At 36.5% G+C, this 23,002-nt stretch carries 23 protein-coding genes and 2 tRNA genes (1 of these 25 cut by a window edge); all 25 read right to left on the bottom strand.

Annotation, left to right across the window (positions count from 1 at the left end; translation table 11 throughout):
* A protein-coding gene (gene lysS / locus ACUL40_RS20105) for a lysine--tRNA ligase (protein ID WP_000369668.1) crosses the window boundary here: on the bottom strand, positions 1-1,149 show its 5' portion. 351 nt of this gene lie to the left of the window's left edge; 1,149 of the gene's 1,500 nt are visible here — the first part of the coding sequence; it begins with the start codon at positions 1,147-1,149; its stop codon lies off the left edge, out of view.
* 159 nt (positions 1,150-1,308) lie between these two features.
* Positions 1,309-2,307 carry a tRNA dihydrouridine synthase DusB gene (gene dusB, locus ACUL40_RS20100; RefSeq protein ID WP_000912251.1) on the bottom strand — a complete coding sequence of 333 codons (999 nt, stop codon included), beginning with the start codon at positions 2,305-2,307 and terminating at the stop codon, positions 1,309-1,311.
* 23 nt (positions 2,308-2,330) lie between these two features.
* Entirely contained in the window at positions 2,331-2,534 is a 204-nt protein-coding gene (locus ACUL40_RS20095; RefSeq protein WP_000387031.1) for a helix-turn-helix domain-containing protein, read from the bottom strand.
* Positions 2,486-3,001: a 2-amino-4-hydroxy-6-hydroxymethyldihydropteridine diphosphokinase gene (gene folK / locus ACUL40_RS20090; protein ID WP_001059450.1), complete on the bottom strand. Its 516-nt coding sequence runs from the start codon at positions 2,999-3,001 to the stop codon at positions 2,486-2,488. Before folK ends, ACUL40_RS20095 begins: the two co-directional genes overlap by 49 nt.
* The gene (gene folB / locus ACUL40_RS20085) at positions 2,998-3,360 is read right to left on the bottom strand and encodes a dihydroneopterin aldolase (RefSeq protein ID WP_000358062.1); all 363 of its coding nucleotides are present in this window, start codon (positions 3,358-3,360) and stop codon (positions 2,998-3,000) included. The genes folK and folB overlap by 4 nt, the downstream gene beginning before the upstream one ends.
* Entirely contained in the window at positions 3,361-4,221 is an 861-nt protein-coding gene (gene folP / locus ACUL40_RS20080; RefSeq protein WP_002183026.1) for a dihydropteroate synthase, read from the bottom strand.
* Positions 4,196-5,068, bottom strand: coding sequence for an aminodeoxychorismate lyase (gene pabC / locus ACUL40_RS20075; RefSeq protein WP_000909884.1), 873 nt, complete (start codon positions 5,066-5,068; stop codon positions 4,196-4,198). Before pabC ends, folP begins: the two co-directional genes overlap by 26 nt.
* Positions 5,062-5,649 carry an aminodeoxychorismate/anthranilate synthase component II gene (gene pabA, locus ACUL40_RS20070; RefSeq protein WP_000602293.1) on the bottom strand — a complete coding sequence of 196 codons (588 nt, stop codon included), beginning with the start codon at positions 5,647-5,649 and terminating at the stop codon, positions 5,062-5,064. The genes pabC and pabA overlap by 7 nt, the downstream gene beginning before the upstream one ends.
* Positions 5,650-5,654: 5 nt before the next feature.
* Complete coding sequence (gene pabB / locus ACUL40_RS20065; protein WP_001189726.1) at positions 5,655-7,052, bottom strand: aminodeoxychorismate synthase component I; 1,398 nt, start codon at positions 7,050-7,052, stop codon at positions 5,655-5,657.
* A 222-nt stretch (positions 7,053-7,274) separates the two neighbouring features.
* Positions 7,275-8,198, bottom strand: coding sequence for a cysteine synthase A (gene cysK / locus ACUL40_RS20060; RefSeq protein ID WP_001261712.1), 924 nt, complete (start codon positions 8,196-8,198; stop codon positions 7,275-7,277).
* A 113-nt stretch (positions 8,199-8,311) separates the two neighbouring features.
* On the bottom strand, positions 8,312-9,187 hold the full coding sequence (gene hslO, locus ACUL40_RS20055; protein ID WP_445423118.1) for a redox-regulated molecular chaperone HslO: 876 nt from the start codon (positions 9,185-9,187) through the stop codon (positions 8,312-8,314).
* 6 nt (positions 9,188-9,193) lie between these two features.
* Positions 9,194-9,982, bottom strand: a complete 789-nt coding sequence (locus ACUL40_RS20050; RefSeq protein WP_000578368.1) for a type III pantothenate kinase — start codon at positions 9,980-9,982, stop codon at positions 9,194-9,196.
* Between the two features lie 244 nt (positions 9,983-10,226).
* A complete protein-coding gene (ftsH, locus tag ACUL40_RS20045) occupies positions 10,227-12,128 on the bottom strand; it encodes an ATP-dependent zinc metalloprotease FtsH (protein WP_001079674.1) in 1,902 nt (633 codons plus the stop codon).
* Positions 12,129-12,213: 85 nt separating this feature from the next.
* The gene (hpt, locus tag ACUL40_RS20040) at positions 12,214-12,756 is read right to left on the bottom strand and encodes a hypoxanthine phosphoribosyltransferase (protein ID WP_000981842.1); all 543 of its coding nucleotides are present in this window, start codon (positions 12,754-12,756) and stop codon (positions 12,214-12,216) included.
* Positions 12,753-14,183 carry a tRNA lysidine(34) synthetase TilS gene (tilS, locus tag ACUL40_RS20035; protein WP_000655463.1) on the bottom strand — a complete coding sequence of 477 codons (1,431 nt, stop codon included), beginning with the start codon at positions 14,181-14,183 and terminating at the stop codon, positions 12,753-12,755. Before tilS ends, hpt begins: the two co-directional genes overlap by 4 nt.
* Positions 14,184-14,413: 230 nt before the next feature.
* Positions 14,414-16,885, bottom strand: coding sequence for a stage II sporulation protein E (gene spoIIE / locus ACUL40_RS20030; protein ID WP_001123541.1), 2,472 nt, complete (start codon positions 16,883-16,885; stop codon positions 14,414-14,416).
* A gap of 259 nt (positions 16,886-17,144) precedes the next feature.
* A tRNA-Glu gene (locus ACUL40_RS20025) sits at positions 17,145-17,216 on the bottom strand.
* 13 nt (positions 17,217-17,229) lie between these two features.
* A tRNA-Met gene (locus tag ACUL40_RS20020) sits at positions 17,230-17,303 on the bottom strand.
* A gap of 159 nt (positions 17,304-17,462) precedes the next feature.
* Positions 17,463-17,948 carry a S1 domain-containing RNA-binding protein gene (locus ACUL40_RS20015; RefSeq protein ID WP_000021451.1) on the bottom strand — a complete coding sequence of 162 codons (486 nt, stop codon included), beginning with the start codon at positions 17,946-17,948 and terminating at the stop codon, positions 17,463-17,465.
* 87 nt (positions 17,949-18,035) lie between these two features.
* On the bottom strand, positions 18,036-18,395 hold the full coding sequence (divIC, locus tag ACUL40_RS20010) for a cell division protein DivIC (RefSeq protein WP_001208739.1): 360 nt from the start codon (positions 18,393-18,395) through the stop codon (positions 18,036-18,038).
* Positions 18,392-19,045 (bottom strand): spore cortex biosynthesis protein YabQ, encoded by a 654-nt coding sequence (gene yabQ / locus ACUL40_RS20005; protein ID WP_000059772.1) that lies wholly within the window; start codon positions 19,043-19,045, stop codon positions 18,392-18,394. Before yabQ ends, divIC begins: the two co-directional genes overlap by 4 nt.
* Complete coding sequence (gene yabP / locus ACUL40_RS20000) at positions 19,042-19,350, bottom strand: sporulation protein YabP (RefSeq protein ID WP_001059104.1); 309 nt, start codon at positions 19,348-19,350, stop codon at positions 19,042-19,044. The genes yabQ and yabP overlap by 4 nt, the downstream gene beginning before the upstream one ends.
* A 58-nt stretch (positions 19,351-19,408) precedes the next feature.
* Entirely contained in the window at positions 19,409-19,684 is a 276-nt protein-coding gene (locus ACUL40_RS19995; protein WP_001234876.1) for an RNA-binding S4 domain-containing protein, read from the bottom strand.
* 14 nt (positions 19,685-19,698) lie between these two features.
* Positions 19,699-21,159 carry a nucleoside triphosphate pyrophosphohydrolase gene (mazG, locus tag ACUL40_RS19990; RefSeq protein WP_000014239.1) on the bottom strand — a complete coding sequence of 487 codons (1,461 nt, stop codon included), beginning with the start codon at positions 21,157-21,159 and terminating at the stop codon, positions 19,699-19,701.
* Positions 21,160-21,171: 12 nt separating this feature from the next.
* Positions 21,172-22,773, bottom strand: coding sequence for a putative polysaccharide biosynthesis protein (locus ACUL40_RS19985; protein ID WP_000387586.1), 1,602 nt, complete (start codon positions 22,771-22,773; stop codon positions 21,172-21,174).
* Between the last annotated feature and the right edge of the window lie 229 nt (positions 22,774-23,002).

Genomic DNA, 23,002 nt, shown 5'->3' with positions numbered 1-23,002 from the left:
AATAAATGTTGGTTGGATTAATTTATCTTCTACTTTTTGTTCGAAGAATTCATTTATAATATGACCAACTTCCATTGTATCTTTAATTTCTACATTATGTTCTTTTGCAAGCTCACGCGCTTCTTCTACACTCATCGGATTCCAGAAATCAGCTCCAGAGTATTGCTTAATCGCATCTACCATATGAAGACGTGTCCATTCTGGTTCTAGATTAATTTCATAATCACCATACTGGATTGTTGTTGTACCCAGTACTTTTTTCGCGATATGAGCAACCATATCTTCTGTTAACTTCATAATATCTTTATAATCAGCGTATGCTTCATATAATTCAATCATCGTAAACTCAGGGTTATGACGAGTTGATACACCCTCATTACGGAATACACGGCCGATCTCATATACTTTTTCCAAACCACCCACAATAAGACGCTTTAAATGTAGCTCAATTGCGATACGCATATATAATTCCATATCTAACGCATTATGATGTGTAGTGAAAGGACGCGCAGAAGCTCCACCTGCAATTGCATGCATCATAGGTGTTTCCACTTCAAGATAACCGTTGTCATCTAGGTATCTTCTCATCTCACGAATGATTTTACTACGAGTAACGAACGTTTCACGACTTTCCATACTTGTAATTAAGTCTAAGTAACGTTGACGGTATCGTTGTTCAACATCTTTTAATCCATGGTATTTATCTGGTAATGGACGAAGAGATTTCGTTAATAGCGTAAAGCCTGTTGCTTTTACTGAAAGTTCTCCAACATTTGTTTTGAACACTTTACCTTCAATACCTACTAAATCACCTAAATCTGCTGTTTTAAATAATTCGTACTCGTCATCTCCAACAGCATCTTTACGAACATAAATTTGAACTTGTCCATGTAAATCTTGAACGTGTGCAAATCCAGCTTTCCCTTTTCCGCGTTTTGTCATAATACGACCAGCGATAGAAACAGCGATTTCCTTCTCCTCTAATTCTTCCTTAGAGAACTCTCCATATAGACTCACTAAATCAGTTGTTGAATTTGTGCGTTCAAATCTTTTACCGAACGGGTCAATTCCTTGTTCACGTAAATTATGTAGCTTTTCACGACGAACAATCAATTGGTCGTTTAATTCTTCGTGGTTCATGTTATCCATGATATTGATATCACTCCAGCTCTATTTAATTTTACAATATATACAGTATAGCATTTTCTACTCAACTAGAAAAACTGCCAGCAACTAACTGGCAGCTCTTCTTTCTTTCACGTAATTATAGGAAGTGTATAGAAGAATGTCAATCTCCTATGTCCATTATTAACCAACGTAAATTGTTTGTTGTTTCGCTTCCACTTCTTCTACAAATGTACCTAACACATTCGCAAGGTCTTCCCGTGTGTTACAAGCATTAATACCATTACGTACACTCGCATTACCACGAACACCTTTTAAATACCAAGCTGCATGTTTTCTCATCTCTCTTACAGCGACACTTTCGTTCTTTAAGTCAATAAGACGATCTAGATGTAACATACATACATCAATTTTCTCGCGCACTGTTGGTTCCGGCATTAATTCACCTGTCTCCAAATACTTTACCGTACGATAAATCATCCACGGATCTCCAAGAGCCGCACGACCAATCATAACACCATCTACACCAATTTCATCAAGCATACGCTTTGCATCTTGCGGCGTTGCGACATCACCATTTCCGATAACCGGGATATTTACAGATTGTTTTACTTGTTTAATAATATCCCAATCCGCTTTTCCTTCATACATTTGCACTCGTGTACGTCCGTGAACCGCCACAGCTTGGCCACCAGCACGCTCAACAGCCCTAGCATTTTCTATTGCGAAAATATGTTCTTCATCCCAACCGATACGCATTTTAACTGTAACCGGCTTTTCTACAGCATCTACAACCGCTGCTACCATTTCATATATTTTATTCGGATCTAAAAGCCACCTTGCCCCCGCATCACATTTAACGATTTTCGGCACTGGACAACCCATATTAATATCAATTATGTCTGCTGTCGTATATTTATCTACATATTTCGCAGCATCTACAAGAGTTTCTTTCTCTCCACCAAAAATTTGTAAACTTAATGGCTTTTCTCTCTCGTCGATATATAACATATCTAATGTTCTTTTATTATTAAGTAATATTGCCTTATCACTTACCATTTCAGCACAAACTAAGCCGGCACCAAATTCTTTTACTGTTAAACGGAATGCAGAGTTACACACTCCCGCCATCGGTGCTAGTACAACCGGATTTTTCATCTCGATATTTGCAATCTTTAACAATCAACCTACTCCTTCCTGTACAATCACTTTGGCATTAATTCCTCTATCGAAACATTTAATGCCTTAGCAACTTCTACTACAAAATCTTGAGAAGGCGATCTATTCCCTCTCTCAACCTCACCTAAAACAGATACAGATACCCCTAGTTCTTTAGCAAAACCTTCTTGTGTATAGCCTTTTAGCTTTCGAAAAGCACGAATGCGTCTTCCCCATTTTTCTGCTTCCATACCGTTACTCCCTCTCGCCTTTTCATTTCTTCTACTTGTGAACGTGAAATATTTTGTTTTATGTCTTGATTAATCTCTAACAACGGAACGATAACAAAAGCTCTTTCAAACATCCGCGGATGCGGAACAATAAGATTCTCTGCTTCAATATTCTCTTGATTATAAAGTAAAATGTCAAGGTCGATAGTCCTCGGCCCCCACCTAATTTCCCTTTTTCTTCCTAGGTCATTTTCTACTTTTTGTGTTACTTTCAATAACTCTTGTGGTGATAAATTGGTAGAAATTTTTATAACTAAATTTAAAAAGCAACTTTGGTCAGTATAGCCAACTGGCTCAGTTTCATATACAGATGAAATATCATCAACCTGAATATAAGGATTTTTATTTAAAAACTGAATCGCTTCAGTTAGATACGTATAACGCTCTCCAATATTTGACCCTAATGCAATGTAAGCTATATTGTTCATGGACGTTCTCTCGTAATTTCTACTGCTACAGCACGATAATGACCCGGTATCGGTGGATCCGGCTTAATTACCTTAATTGTACAGCGTGAAATACTTTCATATTGTTTTAATATATCTGCAGCAATATTTTCAGCGATACTCTCCACAAGCTTATACTTTCTATCCTCAACAACTTTTCTACATAATTCGAAAAGCTCTCCATAATTGACCGAATGCTCTAAGTCATCACTTTCCCCTGCACGCTTTAAATCCAACTCCACCGTTAAGTCAACTTTAAATCTCTGACCTAATTTATTCTCCTCTGGGAACACACCATGATAACCATAAAACTCCATATCATGGATATAAATTTTATCCAATTACCTTACCCCCTTACCAATCATCGCATCCATCATTTTAGCCATACGCGCCATTTCTTTCACATCATGGACACGAACAAACTCACAGCCCTTTTCAATACCAAGACAAACGGTAGCTCCTGTTCCCTCAAGGCGTTCCTCCACTGGCAAATCTAATACGTGCCCAATAAAGGACTTTCTCGAAGTACCTAAGAGAACTGGATAACCTAGCACATTTAACTGTTCTAAATTACGCATCGCCTCTAAGTTCTGCTCAGGTGTTTTAGCAAAACCGATACCTGGATCTAAAATAATATTCTCATCTGGCACACCAGCATTTTTAGCAATTTTAATACTGTCATACAAATCAGCAATCATATCCGCCATTAAATTACGATAATTCATATTATCGCGGTTATGCATTAAAATGATGGGTACATCATAATGAGCTGCGACTTCAGCAATTTTTGGCTCCGCCTTCGCTCCCCAAATATCATTAATAATATGAGCACCAGCCTCAATTGCTTGCTTTGCAACTTCAGCTTTATATGTATCGATAGATATAGGCAATTTTACTTCTTTTGAAACTGCTTGAATTATCGGGACAACTCGCTTTATTTCTTCTTCTACTGATACTTTAGCAAAACCTGGGCGAGTAGATTCGCCACCAATATCAATAATATGAGCACCTTGACCTTGCATTTCTTTTGCGTGACGTACCGCAGCATCTACCTCGTTGTAACTCCCACCATCAGAAAACGAATCTGGTGTTACATTTAAAATCCCCATAATTAATGTTTTTTCATTTAAATTCAATGTATATTCGCCGCAGCGCAAATCATAATCCCACTTCAAACTACACATCTCCTCTTCGTAATTCATTTCTGCTCCATAATTTCTCTCTTTGCATTCCATAAAGGTACATTAAACTTTTTGTAACCACTCCTACTTTACCCGGGAAATCCTGCGCTTCTATACGATAAAGCGGAACAATTTCTTGAATGGAGTTTGTTACGAAGACTTCATCCGCTGAAAGTAGCTCATCTTTTGTAAAGAAACCTTCCTTTACTTCTATATTTAATTCTTCAGCACTCTTTATAATAAACGCACGAGTGATACCATTTAAAATCCCTGTCTCTAACGAAGGTGTATATAAAACATCACCTTTCACAAAAAATAGATTCGAAACAATGCCCTCTGCAACATAACCTGCTTCAGTGAGGAAAATACCTTCCTTACTCACAACATTTCCAATTTCACGCTTCCCTAAAATATTATTTAAATAGTGATGAGACTTCAGGCGAAATGTCCCTTCCGGTGTATTTCGCACTTGTTTTAGAATAACACCTTCTTTTTCCACTACATCCCCTGGAGCTGTTAAAGGTTTTATAAAAACAATAACAGAAGGCTCTTCATACATTTCCGTTTGTAATCCTATTTCATCTATACCCGCCGATACATTAAAACGTACATATGCATGCTTCAATTCATTCTTAGCGAGTAAATCTTTCAAAATAAGCATCACATCATTTTTTGTCATTGTCCATTTAATTTGCAATGTATCCAGCGCCTCTATTAAACGGTTATAATGATCATCCAATAAGAAAGGATGACCATTATAAATACGAAACGTTTCAAAAACTCCAAGACCATATAAATAACCATGATCATAAGGAGAAATTCTCGCTTCACTTGCTTCTACATACTGACCATTTACGTAAATTAACATAATGTCGCACTTGGACTGTATTTACGAATGAAATTCTGCAACAGCTCTTTCCCATGAGAAGTCATAATAGATTCTGGATGGAATTGCACACCCTCTATCGGTAATGTCTTATGACGAAGTGCCATAATTTCCCCTTCCTCTGTCCAAGATGTTACCTCTAAGCAATCGGGTAACGTCTCTTTCTTAACAATAAGGGAATGATAGCGCGTCGCAGTAAACGGATTAGGAATATCCGAAAAAATCGTCTTTCCATCATGATGCATAAGCGACGTTTTTCCATGCATTAATCGGTCTGCACGGACAACCTCTCCACCAAACACTTGTGCAATGGATTGATGCCCTAGACAAACACCAAAAATCGGAATCTTTCCAGCAAAGTATTTAATAACTTCCATACTAATCCCAGCTTCATTAGGACTGCACGGACCTGGAGAAATCATTAGAAAATCTGGTTTCATATTCTCAATATCTGAAATAGTCACTTCATCGTTACGTTTAACAACGAGCTCTTGTCCAAGTTCTCCAAGAAACTGCACTAAATTAAATGTAAAAGAATCATAATTATCAATCATTAATATCATTTCTCTCACCTAACCGTTTCTTCACTACGTTCTTTTGCACGCCATAAAGCAATCGCCTTTTTTAACGACTCTTTATATTCATTTTCCGGATTTGAATCAATTACAATTCCCGCCCCTGCTTGTACATGAGCTTTTCCATCTTTAGCAAGAAGTGTTCTAATTACAATATTCAATTCTGTATCTCCAGAATAACCAATCCAACCGATTGAACCTGTATAAATCCCTCTTCGAACAGGTTCTAGTTCCTCAATAATTTCCATCGTACGTATTTTTGGGGCACCAGTAATTGTTCCCCCAGGGAATACAGCCTTCACTAAATCAAAAGCATCTTTATCTTCTTCCACCTCACCACGCACATTAGAAACAATATGCATAACATGTGAGTATTTCTCAATTACCATAAATTCATCTACTTCTACAGTGCCATATTTACAAACACGTCCTAAATCATTTCTTTCTAAATCCACAAGCATTACATGCTCTGCTCTTTCTTTTTCGTTCTCAATTAATTCTCTTGCTAATTCTTCATCCTCTTGCTCATCCGCGCCTCTAGATCTCGTTCCAGCAATTGGTCTTGTACTTACTTCAGTTCCTTGTTTCTTAATTAACAACTCTGGCGATCCACTAACGATTTGAAAATCCCCAAGCTCCAGGTAACCCATATATGGAGATGGATTAATTTCACGAAGACTTGTATAAATTTCTAGTGGGTGTGTCTGTAACGTTCTTTCTTGTCTCGTCGACAAGTTTACTTGGAACACATCACCCGCTCCAATATATTCTTGAATACATTCAACTGCCTTCATAAAGCCAGCTTCAGTAAAAGCAACTGCTTCACTTTTCTTTTCAGGACTTTCAAAGGGCACGGTCACTTCAGGCGCTTCTGTCATCCAAAGACTCTTCCACTCATTTAGCCGTTCTTTCGCCTCTTCATATTTATCTACATAATGCGTAATAACCCATAACACTTGTTCTTTTTGATCATAGACAAATACGTCATCAAATAATAAAAAGAAGATGTCAGGTATATCAATATCATCTTCCGCAAGAGAAGGCAGCTTTTCAATATAACGGATACAGTCATAACTGAAATAGCCAATTGCACCACCTTGAAAAGGCGGATACTCTGGGTTATAGTCCGTCTTCCATTGTTCCATATATTCTTGCATTAAATCTAACGGATTCCCTCGTTTTATTGTTTCCTTACCACTTTCACTTATATGTAACATTTCACCCTTCCCTCGGATTACCGCTACTGGGTTCAGCCCTACAATGTTATAACGACCGCCACGGCCGCTTTCTAACAAAATATGTTGCGATTTACCCTGAGAAAGAAATTTATATTGCTTAAAGAAATCTAACTGATATGGAATAGAAAGCGCTAAAGATTTTCTTCGTTGCATATCAACACCCCGTCTTCTTTTATCCCACCCTCTTAGATAAACCAGCTCAAACTACATAAGTTATTTATATAGAGATTGATTATACTCGAAGGCTAGTGAAAATAATTTAATTATACTACCTCTTATTTTACATGAAGTTTTCTAGTCATTCACTCTTTTCCTATTTCCAATCCCAAAAGAAAAAGCACCCTTTTTCAAGGATGCTTTTTCAATCGCGTTTAATTAGGATTCAAATTGATAAAGTGGTGTACTTAAATAACGTTCACCGTTACTCGGGATAATAACAAGTACCTTTTTCCCTTTACCTAACTTTTTCGCAACCTCTGTTGCTGCATAAATAACTGCGCCTGAAGAGATACCAACTAAAATACCTTCCTCTTTAGCCACTCTTCTCGCATATTCAAATGCTTGCTCTGTTTTCACTTGAATAATTTCATCATATACTTCTACATCCAACGTCTCCGGAACAAATCCCGCCCCAATTCCTTGGATTTTATGTGGACCTGGCTTCCCACCAGATAATACTGGTGAATCTGCAGGTTCTACTGCATAAATTTTAATATCTTTATACGCTTCCTTCAGTACTTCACCAGCACCAGTAATCGTTCCACCTGTACCAATACCTGCAATAAACGCATCTAATTGGTCGCCCATTTGTTCAATAATTTCTGGACCTGTTGTTAAACGGTGAATTTCTGGATTCGATTGGTTTTTGAACTGTTGTGGTATAAAGTAGCCATGTTCTTTTGCTAATTCAGTCGCTTTACGAATTGCTCCACCCATTCCTTCAGGCCCTGGAGTCAATACTAATTCCGCACCGTAAGCACGTAATAAATTACGACGCTCAATACTCATTGTTTCTGGCATTACTAAGATTGCATTATATCCTTTAGCAGCCGCTACCATCGCTAAACCAATTCCTGTGTTACCACTTGTCGGCTCAATGATTGTATCGCCCTCTTTTAATAATCCCTTTTTTTCAGCATCTTCAATCATAGCTAATGCGATACGATCTTTAACACTACTCCCCGGATTCATAAATTCTAATTTTAAGTATATATCTGCGCTGTCTGATTCTACGATGCGGTTCAACTTAACGATCGGCGTTTTCCCGATTAATTCTGAAACTGATTGTGCCACTCGCATTCCTGTCACTCCTAACACCGAGTATTTTTATTGGTTTTATCTATATTTAGATTTTGTCAGAAAATTCCCTGTTTGTCAATTCATTTGGAGGATTGCTCCTCTTAATTCCCTTATTACAAATTCTCGATTAAATTTGTAATATCTTCTTTAGAGAACTTGTATCGTTCATTACAGAAATGACAGTGAACTTCTGTCTCTTCCTCTTCTTCACGAACTTGCTCTAACTCTGTTTTACCTAAACTAATTAATACACTCTCAATACGCTCGCGTGAGCATGTGCAATTAAATTGAACATCCATTGTTTCTAATACTTTTACTTTATCTTCTCCAAGAACTGCATATAGTAGCTCTTCCGGAGAAAGACCTTGTTCAATCAACGTTGATACAGGTGGAATCTTTTGTAAACGGTCTTCAATAAATGAAATCGTTTCATCTTGCGCACCCGGCATAATTTGAAGGATGAATCCACCTGCCGCTAATATGCTATCATCTCCATTTACAAGAACACCAACACCTACAGAAGAAGGCGTTTGTTCAGAAACTGCAAAATAATACGTAAAGTCTTCTCCTAATTCTCCTGAAACGATTGGAGATTGACCAATAAACGGCTCACGCATTCCAATATCTTTAATTACAGTTACAAACCCCTCTGTACCTACCGCTTGATATACACGTAACTTCCCTTGTTCTGTTCCTTCAAAATCAACATGCGGATTCGTTACATAACCACGTACATCTCCATTTGCATGAGCATCTACTAAGATAGGGCCAATTGGACCGTTACCTTCTACCTTAATCGTTAACTTTTGCTCACCCTTTAACATTGCGCCCATCATTGTACCCGCAGTCAAAGAACGCCCTAGTGCCGCTGAAGCTGTTCTCCATGTATCATGACGTCTTTGCGCCTCACTTACTGTATTTGTTGTACATACACTATACGCACGCACTTCTCCATCAAATGCTAACGCTTTTACTAAATAATCTTTCATACGTATTTATTCACCTTTCTCATGCTGTAAATTTGCATTACGTTCATATAACATATACAAACCTTTTAACGTTAAAAACGGATCTACAATATCAATTACATTCGATTCTTCGGAAATTAATTTTGCCAATCCACCTGTTGCAATAACTTTAGGTTCTTGTCTAGCTTCTTCTTTCATACGCTTAACAATACCTTCCACTTGTCCAACATAACCATAAAGAATACCAGATTGCATCGCACTTACTGTATTTTTCCCAACAACACTGCTTGGTTTTGTAATTTCGATACGAGGAAGTTTTGCTGCTCTGCTATATAAAGCCTCTGCTGAAATCATAATTCCTGGCGTAATAACTCCACCCATATAATGTTTTTCTTCGTTAATATAACAATATGTAGTAGCCGTACCAAAATCAACAATAATGAGCGGACTTCCATATAAGTGGATTCCTGCTACTGCATTTACAATTCGGTCTGCGCCTACTTCACGCGGATTTTCATATTTAATATTTAGTCCTGTTTTTATCCCAGGCCCTACTACAAGCGGTTTAATTTTAAAATATTTTTCACACATGCGCTCTAAAGCAAACATAATTGGTGGTACGACTGAAGACACAATAATACCTTTCACATCTTCAAACGAAAGACCCTCATGCTCAAGCAATTGCTTTACAAGCATTCCATATTCATCTTCTGTCTTATGACGATCTGTTTCCATGCGCCAATGCTGACGAAGTTCCCCCTCTTCAAACACACCTAGTACAGCATTTGTGTTCCCTACATCCAATACAAAAATCATATTCTCACCACTTATCTTATTTAATCTATATTTGTGTAGTATGTATAAAACTTATAAAAACATCATATCACACATACTTATATAATCAGCTTTCCTATCCTCATCATTTTACAAAAAGATTGCTCTCTATTTCAATTTTTAATACTAGTTTTACTTAAATTACTTTATCCACTAAGTTCTCAATAGTAATTAACAAAGATTTTAACAAACAAAAAAGGAGTGACGATAGTCACTCCTTCACTTCTTACTTATCTTCTTTATCTTCATCGTCTTTCTTCATGTTGATGTTTACTTTCACATCATCTGAAGATGTTGGACGTTCTGGCAATCTGCCGTAATCACATAAATGATTGATTTGCTCTGCATCTAACGTTTCTACTTCAAGTAACGTTTGTGCGATAATATCTAGTTTATCACGGTTTTCAGTAAGAATTTGTTTTGCACGAGCATAACATTCTTTCATAATTGATTGCATTTCCATATCGATTTCATGTGCAATCGCATCACTATAGTTTTGTTCTGAGTGGAAGTCTCTTCCTAAGAACACTTGACCACCTTGCGAGCTACCAAATTGCATCGGTCCAAGTTTGTCACTCATACCAAATTCCGTAACCATACGTCTTGCAATACCAGTCGCACGTTGGAAGTCATTATGAGCACCTGTACTCACTTCACCAAATACAATCTCCTCAGCTACTCGGCCACCAAGTAAACCAGTGATTTTATCAAGTAACTCTGGTTTCGTCATGAAGTAACGATCTTCTTTCGGAAGCATTACCGCATATCCACCAGCCTGACCACGAGGGACAATTGTTACTTTATGAACGACATCTGCTTCATCAAGAACAACACCAATTACAGTATGACCCGCTTCATGGAAAGCAACGATATTACGTTCTTTTTCAGAGATAACACGACTTTTCTTAGCTGGACCTGCAATAACACGATCCGTCGCTTCATCGATATCACTCATATCAATTTTCTTCTTATCTTGACGTGCAGCTACTAAAGCAGCTTCGTTTAATAAGTTTTCAAGATCCGCACCAGAGAATCCTGGTGTACGAGTCGCAATTGCTCTTAAATTAATATGCTCATCAAGTGGTTTATTACGCGCATGTACTTTCAGTACAGCTTCACGGCCATTTACATCTGGACGATCTACTGTAATTTGACGGTCAAAACGACCTGGACGTAATAACGCTGGGTCAAGAATGTCTGGACGGTTTGTCGCAGCAACGATAATAATACCTTCGTTTGCACCGAATCCATCCATTTCAACAAGTAATTGGTTCAATGTTTGCTCACGCTCATCATGACCACCACCAAGACCTGCGCCACGTTGACGACCTACTGCATCAATTTCATCAATGAAAATGATACAAGGAGCATTTTTCTTTGCATTTTCAAATAAATCACGTACACGTGATGCACCGACACCGACAAACATCTCTACGAAGTCAGAACCACTGATAGAGAAGAATGGAACGCCAGCCTCACCTGCAACAGCACGTGCTAATAAAGTTTTACCTGTACCTGGAGGTCCAACTAATAGGACACCCTTTGGAATACGAGCACCAACTTCAGAGAACTTACGAGGGTCTTTCAAGAATTCAACTACCTCAACAAGTTCTTGTTTCTCTTCATCCGCACCAGCAACATCTCTGAAACGAACTTTTTTCTTTTCATCATTATATAACTTCGCCTTACTTTTCCCGAAGTTCATAACACGGCTACCGCCGCCTTGAGCTTGGTTTAATAAGAAGAAGAATAAAATGAAGATGATGACAAATGGAATGATTGAAGTAAAGAATGTTACCCAAGCACTTGTTTCTTCTGCTGGTTGATACTTAACTTCGGCACCTTTCGCTTTATCATTAATTTTCTTTTGTAATTCCTCAGTATTTGGTGCATAAGTAACAAATTGTTCTCCTTGGCTAGAGTTATTAAATTGTCCTTTTACCTCAAATACACCATTTTTCGGTTGAAGTTGCACATTACGCACTTCACCGCTTTCTAGTTTAGTAATGAATTTGTCGTAGCTAACTGATGTCGTTTTTTGTGTCGAACCATTAAAATAGCTCACGATTCCAATTACTACTAAGAATATCAGTAAATAAAAGATGGTATTACGGAAGATACGATTCATTCCTAACCTCCTCTCACGGCATAAACACTATAGTAAATCGTAACATAGAAAAACTTTCCTATACAATTGTGAAGCCTATATTTAATTAATTTGAGTAAACGCTTGGTTTTAATACGCCTACATAAGGAAGATTACGGTATTGCTCTTTATAATCTAATCCATATCCTACTACAAATTCATGTGGAACAGTAAATCCAACATAATCCGCTTTCAGATCAACCTTACGGCCTGTTGGCTTATCTAATAATGTAACAATTTTTACAGACTTCGCTTTACGATATTTGAATAAGTCTACTAAGTAGCTTAGTGTAAGACCACTATCAATAATATCTTCGACGATTAAAATATCGCGACCTTCTACAGAAGTATCAAGATCTTTTAAAATTTTCACTTCGCCTGTTGAAACTGTAGAGTGACCGTAACTAGATACAGCCATAAAATCCATTTCAAGATATGTATCTGTTCTCTTTAATAAATCTGCCATGAATGGCATTGCGCCTTTTAATACACCAATTGCAAGAGGTACTGTGTTTTTATAATCCTCTGCAATAATTGCACCTAGTTCGCGCACCTTTTCTTGTATTTGCTCTTCAGAAATTAATACTTTTTCGATATCTTGATTCATCATTTCATTATCCTCCCGGAAGACTCCTTGCTTTTGTAGTGAATAATCATATATTTATCCTTCTTTGCCATCTCTTTCGAAATTGCAAATGCAGATCGTTTCAACAAGGGTACCCAAATAATAGTCCCACTTGCATCACAAACGACCGGCCATTCTTCTCTTTTTTCTTTCGGTACTTTCGCTTCGATAAAAATAGCTTTTATCTTTTTCGTGCCATTCATACCTTGTATTGACATGCGATCTCCATTTTCTCTAGAACGAATACGAAGTGGATATGATATATCATTATACTTAGCAACAAATACTGTTTCATTCATGTTACTTGGTATATCTTCGCTCACCTCTGTTACAAATTCATCCCCGTTCAATAGCGTAATGGTCCCGGGTACTAATAAATCTTGTGAAAAAGGAGAGACAATTTCTTGTTTAAATCTAAAGCTACACTCCTCGTATGAACGAACAATTTTCAAATCACCCGGAAAATCAAGTGAACCTGAAGGTTGTGTCCGCTTAAAAAACTCAATCAACTTGTCAATATGTATAGAAGAAAGAGAAGATGGAATCTTATATTCATAAAGATAGTTTAATATTAGTTGAATCCCTCTTCTTTGTAAAGGCATAGACATGGATTCAAAGGCAGGAATTGATAAGCTAATTTGTTTATCACTTTTTTTTGTAATTACTTTATTCATTTTCTCAAAAGCTAATTCCTGCAAATAAGCCTCATCCTCTTGCATCTGCACGCTAAATTTTTGGAATTTCTCATGCATTTGTGGATTTTCTTCTTTCAAATGAGGAAGGACATATTTACGTAATCGATTCCTTGTATATACTTCCTTTTTATTACTCGGATCTATACGTGGCATTAAATTTAGCTTATTACAGTAATCAACAATTTCTTCCTTCGTTACGCCAAGTAACGGCCTAATTAAATATCCATTATGAAAAGGACGCTTCACTGCAATTCCTGCATATCCTTTCGGAGTACTCCCTCTTACAAGACGCATTAAAATTGTCTCGACTTGATCATCTCCATGATGTCCAAGAGCAACATATCTCGCATCATATTTCTTCATTATTCTTTCCAAAAATGCATATCTGCATTCTCTCGCAGCAACCTGTGCATTCATTCCGTATTGCTGTTGATATTGTGATACATTAATCCTTATCGTTTCACAAATAATTCCCAGTTCTTCACAAAGGCCCTGCACAAACTGTAAATCCTCATAAGATTCATCACCTCTAAACATATGATCCACATGAGCAACTACAATTTCCAACTGTTTTTCCGCTCTTTTTTCTAATAAATAATATAAAAGCGCTAACGAGTCAGGACCACCAGAAACTCCCACAACAATTGTTGAATCATTCTTTAATACATCATGCTGCTTTACAAAGTCATCTACTTTTTCAACAAATGTATCTTTCAACTTCGCAATCACCTTTCATTAAACAAGAACAGCAACCTTAGTCACCTTGTCTACAATGGTACAACTTTTACAAACATTGTGCAAAAAAAAGATATACAAAAATTACATTTTTATCTTACATCCTCCGTGTATATTCACAAAATTAATAACATTACCTTTTCCCACAAAAAAACCTAGGTATTCACCTAGGTTTTTAAAATCAAATTATAGATAAACATTCCACTTATATTTTACTGCGCCTGCATTCCTACAATCGGAATCGTAGCCCACTTCGGCATATTTTTCTTCACTTTTGCCACTACAATAGTCATATCATCATTTATATAACCATCACAAGAGCGAATCACTTCTTCCATAATGATATCAGCAATTTCTTGCGGGTCTTCGGTTTGCAATTCTTTAATTTTTCGTTTCATCCACAATTCATGATTCTCCACATGCTGTGCTCCTTCAAAAATCCCATCGCTCATCATAATAAGAATATCGCCCGTTTTTAATTGTTCACCCACCACATCAACTTCAACATCTTCGATGATTCCCATCGGCAAATTACTCGCTTCAATTTTCAAAATATTATTTGCGCGTTTAACAAAACTCGGCGTCGATCCAATCTTTAAAAACCTTGCACTCGCATCCCGCAAATCTACCATAGCTAAATCTAATGTCGTAAACATTTCTTCTGTCGTTCTCAAAGAAAGAATTGAATTGATAGACTTAATTGCTATTTCTTCATCAATGCCTGATTGGAGTATTTTTTGTAATAATTTCACCGTTTCCTTACTTTCCATATGAGCTCTTTGCCCATTACCCATACCATCACTAATCGCAAGTGCATATTTACCAACACTTAAATCCATCATCGCATAAGAGTCACCCGAAACAAATCCACCGCCTTTTGCAGCTGTAGCCAATCCTGTATCAAGAGAATACGTCTTCGCCGAACCAAATGATATTAAACTATGGCCATTTGGATAAGAAGACTTTTCTTCATGTTTAACGACAATATTTTCTTTAAGGATATCTGAAAGCATCGGTGCAACTAACTTTTCACACTCACCATGTTCATTAGATGCAACTGGAATTAACATTTCAATATCAATACTTCCTCTATCTAAACAATAAATATCAACATGCTCTACTTCGACACCAAAATCTCGGAACGCTTGCATAATCTGTTCTTCCTGCACTTGATGATTTTCACGCTCTCGTTGTATCTCCTTAGCAAAATCCTCCATAACCTTTGATACACCTAATAGTTGCTCCGCTACTATTCTACGATTTTCCTTCATTTGTTTTCGTAATTTTTGTCCCTCATAGAAGTGATCTAATTCACCGGCTACTAAATCCGTCACTTTTTTCCCTCTCACACAATGCTTGTCCCACTCACGAACTAATTTACGATTATGTTGCAGGGTTCCTTCTTCCGTTTCATTCATTATTTGTTTCATATAATCGTACGTTTTATCAAAATTCACTACCCAGCATTGATCCTTTTTAAAGCATGTTTGACATGTTTTCGCAGTAATTGTACTCAAAAACAAATCTGCTTCTGTCTCTTTATCTTCTTCCTCTACATACCCATATACAGAAAAGCTATTAGATAAAGCAGCAAATACATTTGCAAATTGGTTGATTTTATTTGCTGTAACATCACGCATCCTTCTTAAATATTGTTGTTGATCTTGCGAATGCTCTTGTGTACCTGGCATAAATTTAGCAATACGATCCAAAACAAGCTTCGGTGTTAATAAGAAGATAACAATCGCTACACCTGACTCAATTAAAGTTGTTACAATATTTGTCTGTTTGTCTACATATAATGTAATTAAGCTTGTCCCAATTAATAAACCTAAACTAACACCTAAACGCTTTCCTTCTTTTAACAATCCACCAAGCAATCCAGAAAAAGCAAGAAGGCTAAGCTGAGACAAGCTAGACACATTTGCTAAACTTAATATTAGTCCTGTTACAACCCCCACTGTAGACCCTGTGGCAGCACCCGCAATAAATGCAAATACTAGCACTAAATACCTTGTAAAAATATGTTGAATAGAAGCATCATATACAAACCAATCTGTTGTACCCGTTAAAACAGATGCTAGTAATATAATCAAACAAACAATTTCTTCCGTCTCTAATGCCTGTTGTTTTCCTTTCCTTTCCACTAAAAGTGGGACACTTTGTAAAAATATCATAGTTAATACAAAACTAAGCCCAGCCTCAATGGTACTAACGAGTAAATCGTACATGGTGACAGTTTGTTGTGCAAAATATACAACAACTAAGTGTGCGGTTAATGCGGAGATAAATACTTGAAATGGAACAAGTCCAACAGTTTTACGTGTAAATCGACTAAAGAAGATATTATAAATGAAGAAGGTAAAGATAGATGCAAAGGTAAAAAACAAATTATCTATCGATACTGAAAGAGCTCCTCCCATTAGAGCTAAAAATGCTAGCGGCATCTTATCCCGCTTCATAACATAAACAGCAGCAAAAAATGGCAGTGCAAACGGTAAAATATTTGTTAATATATATGCTCGTCCCAAAAGAAAACCAATAACAACAATAATAAATCCCCATCTAAAGAAAACTTGCTCAAATTTCATTCGCAACTTACTCGTCCACTTTATTCCATCAAGCTGACTCTCATTCATTGCCAATGCACTTGTATTCATAGTATTCCTTCCTGCTTTAGGCATATTTTTAACACCACCTGCATAGTTTAATTACTGTCATTATAAAAGATGATTGTTGGTTTTTTTGTCAAAACAACAGTTTTCACTTTTATAATCGTTCGACTTTTTATTCGAAATAACTCTACAGATATACAGGGTATGTAAGTTATTTTCGATATTTTAATTAAACATTCAGAAAATATAGGGTGATTTTGTAGAAGTGTTGTATATCTTAATTTATTTAACAAAAAAAGATCATGCAAATTTGCATGATCTTTTTAGATGACCCGTACGGGATTCGAACCCGTGTTACCGCCGTGAAAGGGCGGTGTCTTAACCACTTGACCAACGGGCCGTTAAATTAAATATAGCGGCGGAGGGGATCGAACCCCCGACCTCACGGGTATGAACCGTACGCTCTAGCCAGCTGAGCTACACCGCCATGTCGTCTTATTTAACGGACAATTAGTATCTTACATCAGATACTAATTAAAGTCAATACATCTCAAAAACTTTTTTGAAAATATTTTTTACATATAAAAAAGCACCCTGAGACATTACTCTGGGTACCTCTCTATATGTTAAAAACTAAACGTCCTTATTATCCGCGACGCGCGCCACGGCCACCACGTTTAGACTCTGTGTTACGCTTTAAAGAAGTTAAACGATCTTCGCTATCTTTTAAGAAGCGTGCCATCTTTTGCTCAAATGTTTCTTTCGGAGCTCGGTCGTTACCGCCACCGCGATTATCTCTGTTGAAAGAGCGATTATTACGTTGTGGACGTCCAGAACGTTGTTGATCACCACCGCGTTGGTATTCACCACGTGGACGATCTCCTTCTGTTTTTTCACGTTCTTTCGCTTTTTTGATAGATAAACCAATCTTTCCATCTTTTTCAACATTAATAACTTTTACTTCTACTTGGTCGCCCACTTTTAAGTGATCGTTAATATCTTTTACATAGTTATCAGCAACTTCACTAATATGAACAAGACCCGTTAAGCCCTCTGGCAGCTCCACAAAAGCCCCAAAATTTGTAATACCTGTTACTTTACCCTGTAACTTGCTGCCTACCTCGATTGACATAAAAAAAATGCTCCTCCTTAGTGGTTAAAAAGTCAAATTTTACTTTATTATATATAATCCTAAAATATAGTGTCAATAAGACATACTCTACTTAGAAACAGGAAAAATTATCTCCCCTTTACCAGAGAAGAAATAATCCCTTCTAGCAATCTTTAATACGTACTCTTCATCATTTAACTTTTGAACTTCGTCTTTTAGACTTTTTTCTTTATTCGTTAATGAATCCAGTTCTTTTTTCATGTCCTTAACTTTTGCTTCTTTTGCTTTAATGGAACTGTTTTGTTGATAAAACGTTACACTAATACTCGCAATAATTGTAAAAGTAAAGACAAGAAAAACCGCTAAACGGCGATAAAGTCGCTTCCTGTTCTCATCCGTTTGTATTATATGCTCTTTAACAGGATTTGGACTCTGTTTTTCGATTGTTCTTTGTCTCAGTTCCCTCATTTCCGAGGTCCCCCTAACTTCTTTTTTATATGCTCCCATAGTTGGAAGATATGTCCCTTCAATTTTGCTATATATTGCAGGAACCCTATATGTTTCACTATAAAAAGTTTAACACGATTAGGGAGAAGTTTCCATATGAGCGAAGCAATAAATCGAACAGGCCAGAAAAAAACTTTCCATATGAAAAGTAATATCCAAATCACCATTTTCCATAACACATGTCCAATTGAAAGCAGTATACGAAATAAGAATAATATAAATGCAATAAATAGCTGCGCTATAATAATAACAGGTTTTATCATGAGTAGCTGTATAATTCGAACAAAAAAATATGTTGTTTGCATAAAAATATAGATGAGAAAATTTAACAGCTTCATGTATAGTGCCTTCAATAAGCTTTGATATGCCGCAAAACCACATAATAATGCCAAAAACACATATATACGTAGCTCAGCTTCATTTACGAGAAGCAATACATAAAAGACGAATAATGCTTGGACAATCCAAAATAATATATCATGTATAAATACAAGCCAACGTTTACGTTCTTGGCGCTTTAAAAAACGTTGATATGTATCTAAAGACGCTCCAATCCAAGCACCCATTCCAATCATTGAAAGCATTGTATACAACTGAATTGTTAAGCTCATTTAAACAACTTACTAAAGAAACCTTTAGTTTTTTCCCCTTGATTTTCATCAATATACAGCATCTCATTAACTTTCCCTTTAATCGACACAATACCTTTTTCCACATCTAAATTTTTCATTTGTAAATTTTGACCACGAATCGTTAAAAAACCCATTACGGTCTCTAGTAAAAACTCTTCGCTATCAAAACTCTCTACCTGCTTCACACCGGTAATATCAATTATACGCCTGCCACGCATAATAATGTCATGCTCTACAGAAACATTTTGTTGATTAGAAGACGTAGGTGAGTAACCATTATTCACGTAAATCCCCCCATAGGTTTTTACTAGCTAATAGTAATGTATGAGGGGATACATGATTTTAGAACAAGCCTTCTTCCGCTTTTACTTTTTCTTCACGAACTAAGCTATACATATTTGCTGCATCTTCTTTTTTAGTTGTTTCTTTTAATTCATTTATTTTCACAGTCACTATTTTTTGACCAAAACGAATTGTTAATTCATCAGCTACTTTCACATCAGAACTCGCTTTTGCCACTTGGCCATTAATAGATATTCTTCCTTGATCAGCTACTTCTTTCGCTAATGTTCTTCTTTTAATTAAACGTGATACTTTTAAAAACTTATCTAGACGCATATCAAATCCCCCTATTAACGCTCTGTTTGTTTCGCTTCTTCCCATAAAACATCTAACTGTTCTAATGATAAATCTTTCATCTCTTTATTCATTTCAGCTACTTTTGCCTCCATGTATAAAAAACGACCAGTAAATTTCTCATTAGTTGAACGTAACGCCTCTTCTGGATCTATTTTGTAATGACGAGCTATATTAACAAATGCAAATAGTAAATCACCAAACTCACCCAGCATCTTTTCCTCATCCATATTTGTAACCTCTTGTTGGAACTCTTGCCATTCTTCCAAAGCTTTCTCTATCATCGGTTGCACATCAACCCAATCAAATCCAACCTTACCAGCTTTCTTCTGAATTTCATAGGCGCGTAGTAACTGCGGCAAACTTTTTGGAACGCCATTTAAAACAGATTCTTTCACGAATCCTTTTTCTTGTTTTTTAATTTCTTCCCAATTTGCAATCACTTCATCAGCGCTGTTTACATCCGTATTTCCAAACACATGCGGATGACGACGAACCATTTTCTCAGATAGAGTTCGAATGATATCATCTATAGAGAACCAACCTTCATCTTCTCCGATTTGAGCATGAAGCATAACTTGTAATAATATATCACCTAATTCTTCTACTAAGTGATCATCATCCTCTTCATCGATTGCTTCCAACACTTCATAAGCTTCCTCAATTAAATATTTCTTTAATGATTGATGTGTTTGCTTTTTATCCCACGGACAACCATTTGGACCACGAAGTTCCGCAATAATTTCTCTAAGAACATCAAACTGTTGATACAAGGACGCACGCTCCTGAACTGGCGGCACGTACACACTCGTTAAATTATTCAATTCCGTTTCATGATCTAACATGTACAACGGTACCTTCTTTACTTGTTCAAATGAAGTTCCTGCAGCTGTTACGATATACACTTCATAATCATCTGGTAACATCTCCATTAATGTTAATTTCACATCAGATGCAACGAATGCATCATATACTTGGCAAAAGATTAAATGTTGACGCAGTTCTAATTGCCCTCTTTCAAATGATGTAGCATCAAGTAATTGGAATCCTTCAATCGGATCAATCTTTAGACTTGCAAACATAGGATCAAGGAAACTTTGTCCACCCTCAATTCGCACTTCAACATTTGAAACTTCTCCTTTTTCTAACAGTAGCTGAACTGTTCTTTCTGCTACAAGTGGATGCCCGGGAACAGCATAGATAATTTCTGTACCTTCAGCTTGTTCTAGCAATTTATTCGCAATTGTTTCATATACAATTTCAAACGTATCATGCGCTTCATATACAGCATCAAAAGACGTATATTGTACGCCTTCTTTCTCCAATTCTTCTATAACTGGATGTTCCTTCGTTCTAACAAACAGATGGTCTGCTTCTTTTATTTTTCGATATACACCCATCGTTAGCTGATCTAATTCACCAGCTCCTAAACCTAAAATAGTAATGATTCCACTCACAACTAGTCACCTCTATCCACTCTTCTTCAATGAACCTTCTTTTTTCTCTTGTTTCATAACGGTTCCTAATTCTTTTTTTGTAAATACACGTAATTTCAAAATAAAAAACATATATGTCAATCCGCCGATGGCTACACCTAACAACGCTTCAAGCGTCGCGCTTCCTCTATGTTCCGTATTAATTACTAATCCAGACATCTGTAACACACGTGTGAACATCATTAATACAAACCCCATACAGATACCACTAATTACTATCCCTAACATATTTCGCTTATTGATAAGTGACCCTGATACAGCTCTCGTAAGCAACAAACTATTTAATCCAGAGATTATAATTAACGCACATAAAGTCGCAAAAGCTGCACCTTTCACACCAAAATAAGGCATGAATATATAATTTAACGCTAACTTTAAGCAACCTCCAAATACAACAAATAACGCTGGCTTAAACGTTTGCCCTAATCCTTGTAAAATAGAAGCTGTCGTAATTGACAATGAACTAAATAAAATAGATAACGATAAAATAGATAAAACATCTGATCCATCACTGTTTTCAAACAACATAATATTGGTAGGTTGAATAATACAAGTTAGTCCAATAGCTGCTGCAAGTCCAATAACAAATGTTATTTTCATTGCTAACTTTACCTTTTCTTGAATAAAGGAAAGATCTCCTCTTTCCTTCGCCGCTGTAATAATCGGAATAAGTGACAACGAGAAAGAAGTCGTCACAACAGTACCTAATTGCATTAGCGGAATACTTCTATCATAAACACCCTTTAATACCTTTGCATTTTCAGCCTGTTCTCCCGCACCAATAAGTAAGCTGTAAAAGGACACTGAATCAGCCATCTGTATAAAAATAAGCACTAAATTACTAACACAAATCGCTAACCCCTGCCAAAAAAGGATTTTAACTATCTTCCTTTTACCCTTAATTCTCGCTGCACTTTTGAAGAATATAGAACGAAAATCTTGACGCATATACAATATAAGTACAATAATCCCAATAAGTCCACCCGCAATTGAGCCTAACATAGCCCCTGCACCAACTGTATATAAATCAAATCCGTGAGCAATTAGGAATAGCGATAAAAATACAATAATAGAAACTCGAATTGTTTGTTCTATTACTTGCGAAACAGCCGTTGGCATCATATTATTGAATCCTTGAAAATACCCTCTTGCTACAGACAAAAATGGCATCAATAAGAATGAAAATGAAATAACACGTAGTAACTTATCTAAGTGTATATCGCCCATAGCTACCGCAATTGTTTCGGCCCCAAAAAACAATGTAAAGAAGCCTATAAAACCAATCCCTAATAAGAACCAAAAAGATACACAAATAATTTCTTCTGCTTCTTTTTGTTTTCCCCGCTCTAGTCGTTCTGCAACCATTTTCGAAATGATAACAGGAAATCCATAAGTAGCTAAAATTAAACAAAATCCATAAAACGGGTAAATTTGTTGGTAAATATAAAACCCAATATCCCCCGCTATATTTTGATATGGAATACGGTAAAAAGCGCTTAATACTTTTGTAACGAAACTTGCAATCGTTAATATAATAGCCCCACGCCAAAAGGCTTGATACTTCTTCGCTTCCATACAAGAAAACTCCTTTTTCTATTCTCACCTCTCGTATTATATCATAAAGAAAAGAACAAACTCCCTTACCAACACGGGTAATAATGAGTTCCTAAATGTTAAAAATATTCAACGAAAAAAGGTAGCAAAGTGCTACCTTCATTCAATATACATATATCTCCAAATAATTGATTTCTCAAAAAGAAAGATCATAATTAGGAAAGATTGCTACTTCTAAAATCAATATACC

It is taken from the genome of Bacillus sp. KNSH39 (assembly GCF_052656585.1).
This window is presented reverse-complemented; position numbering and strand designations above follow the sequence as displayed.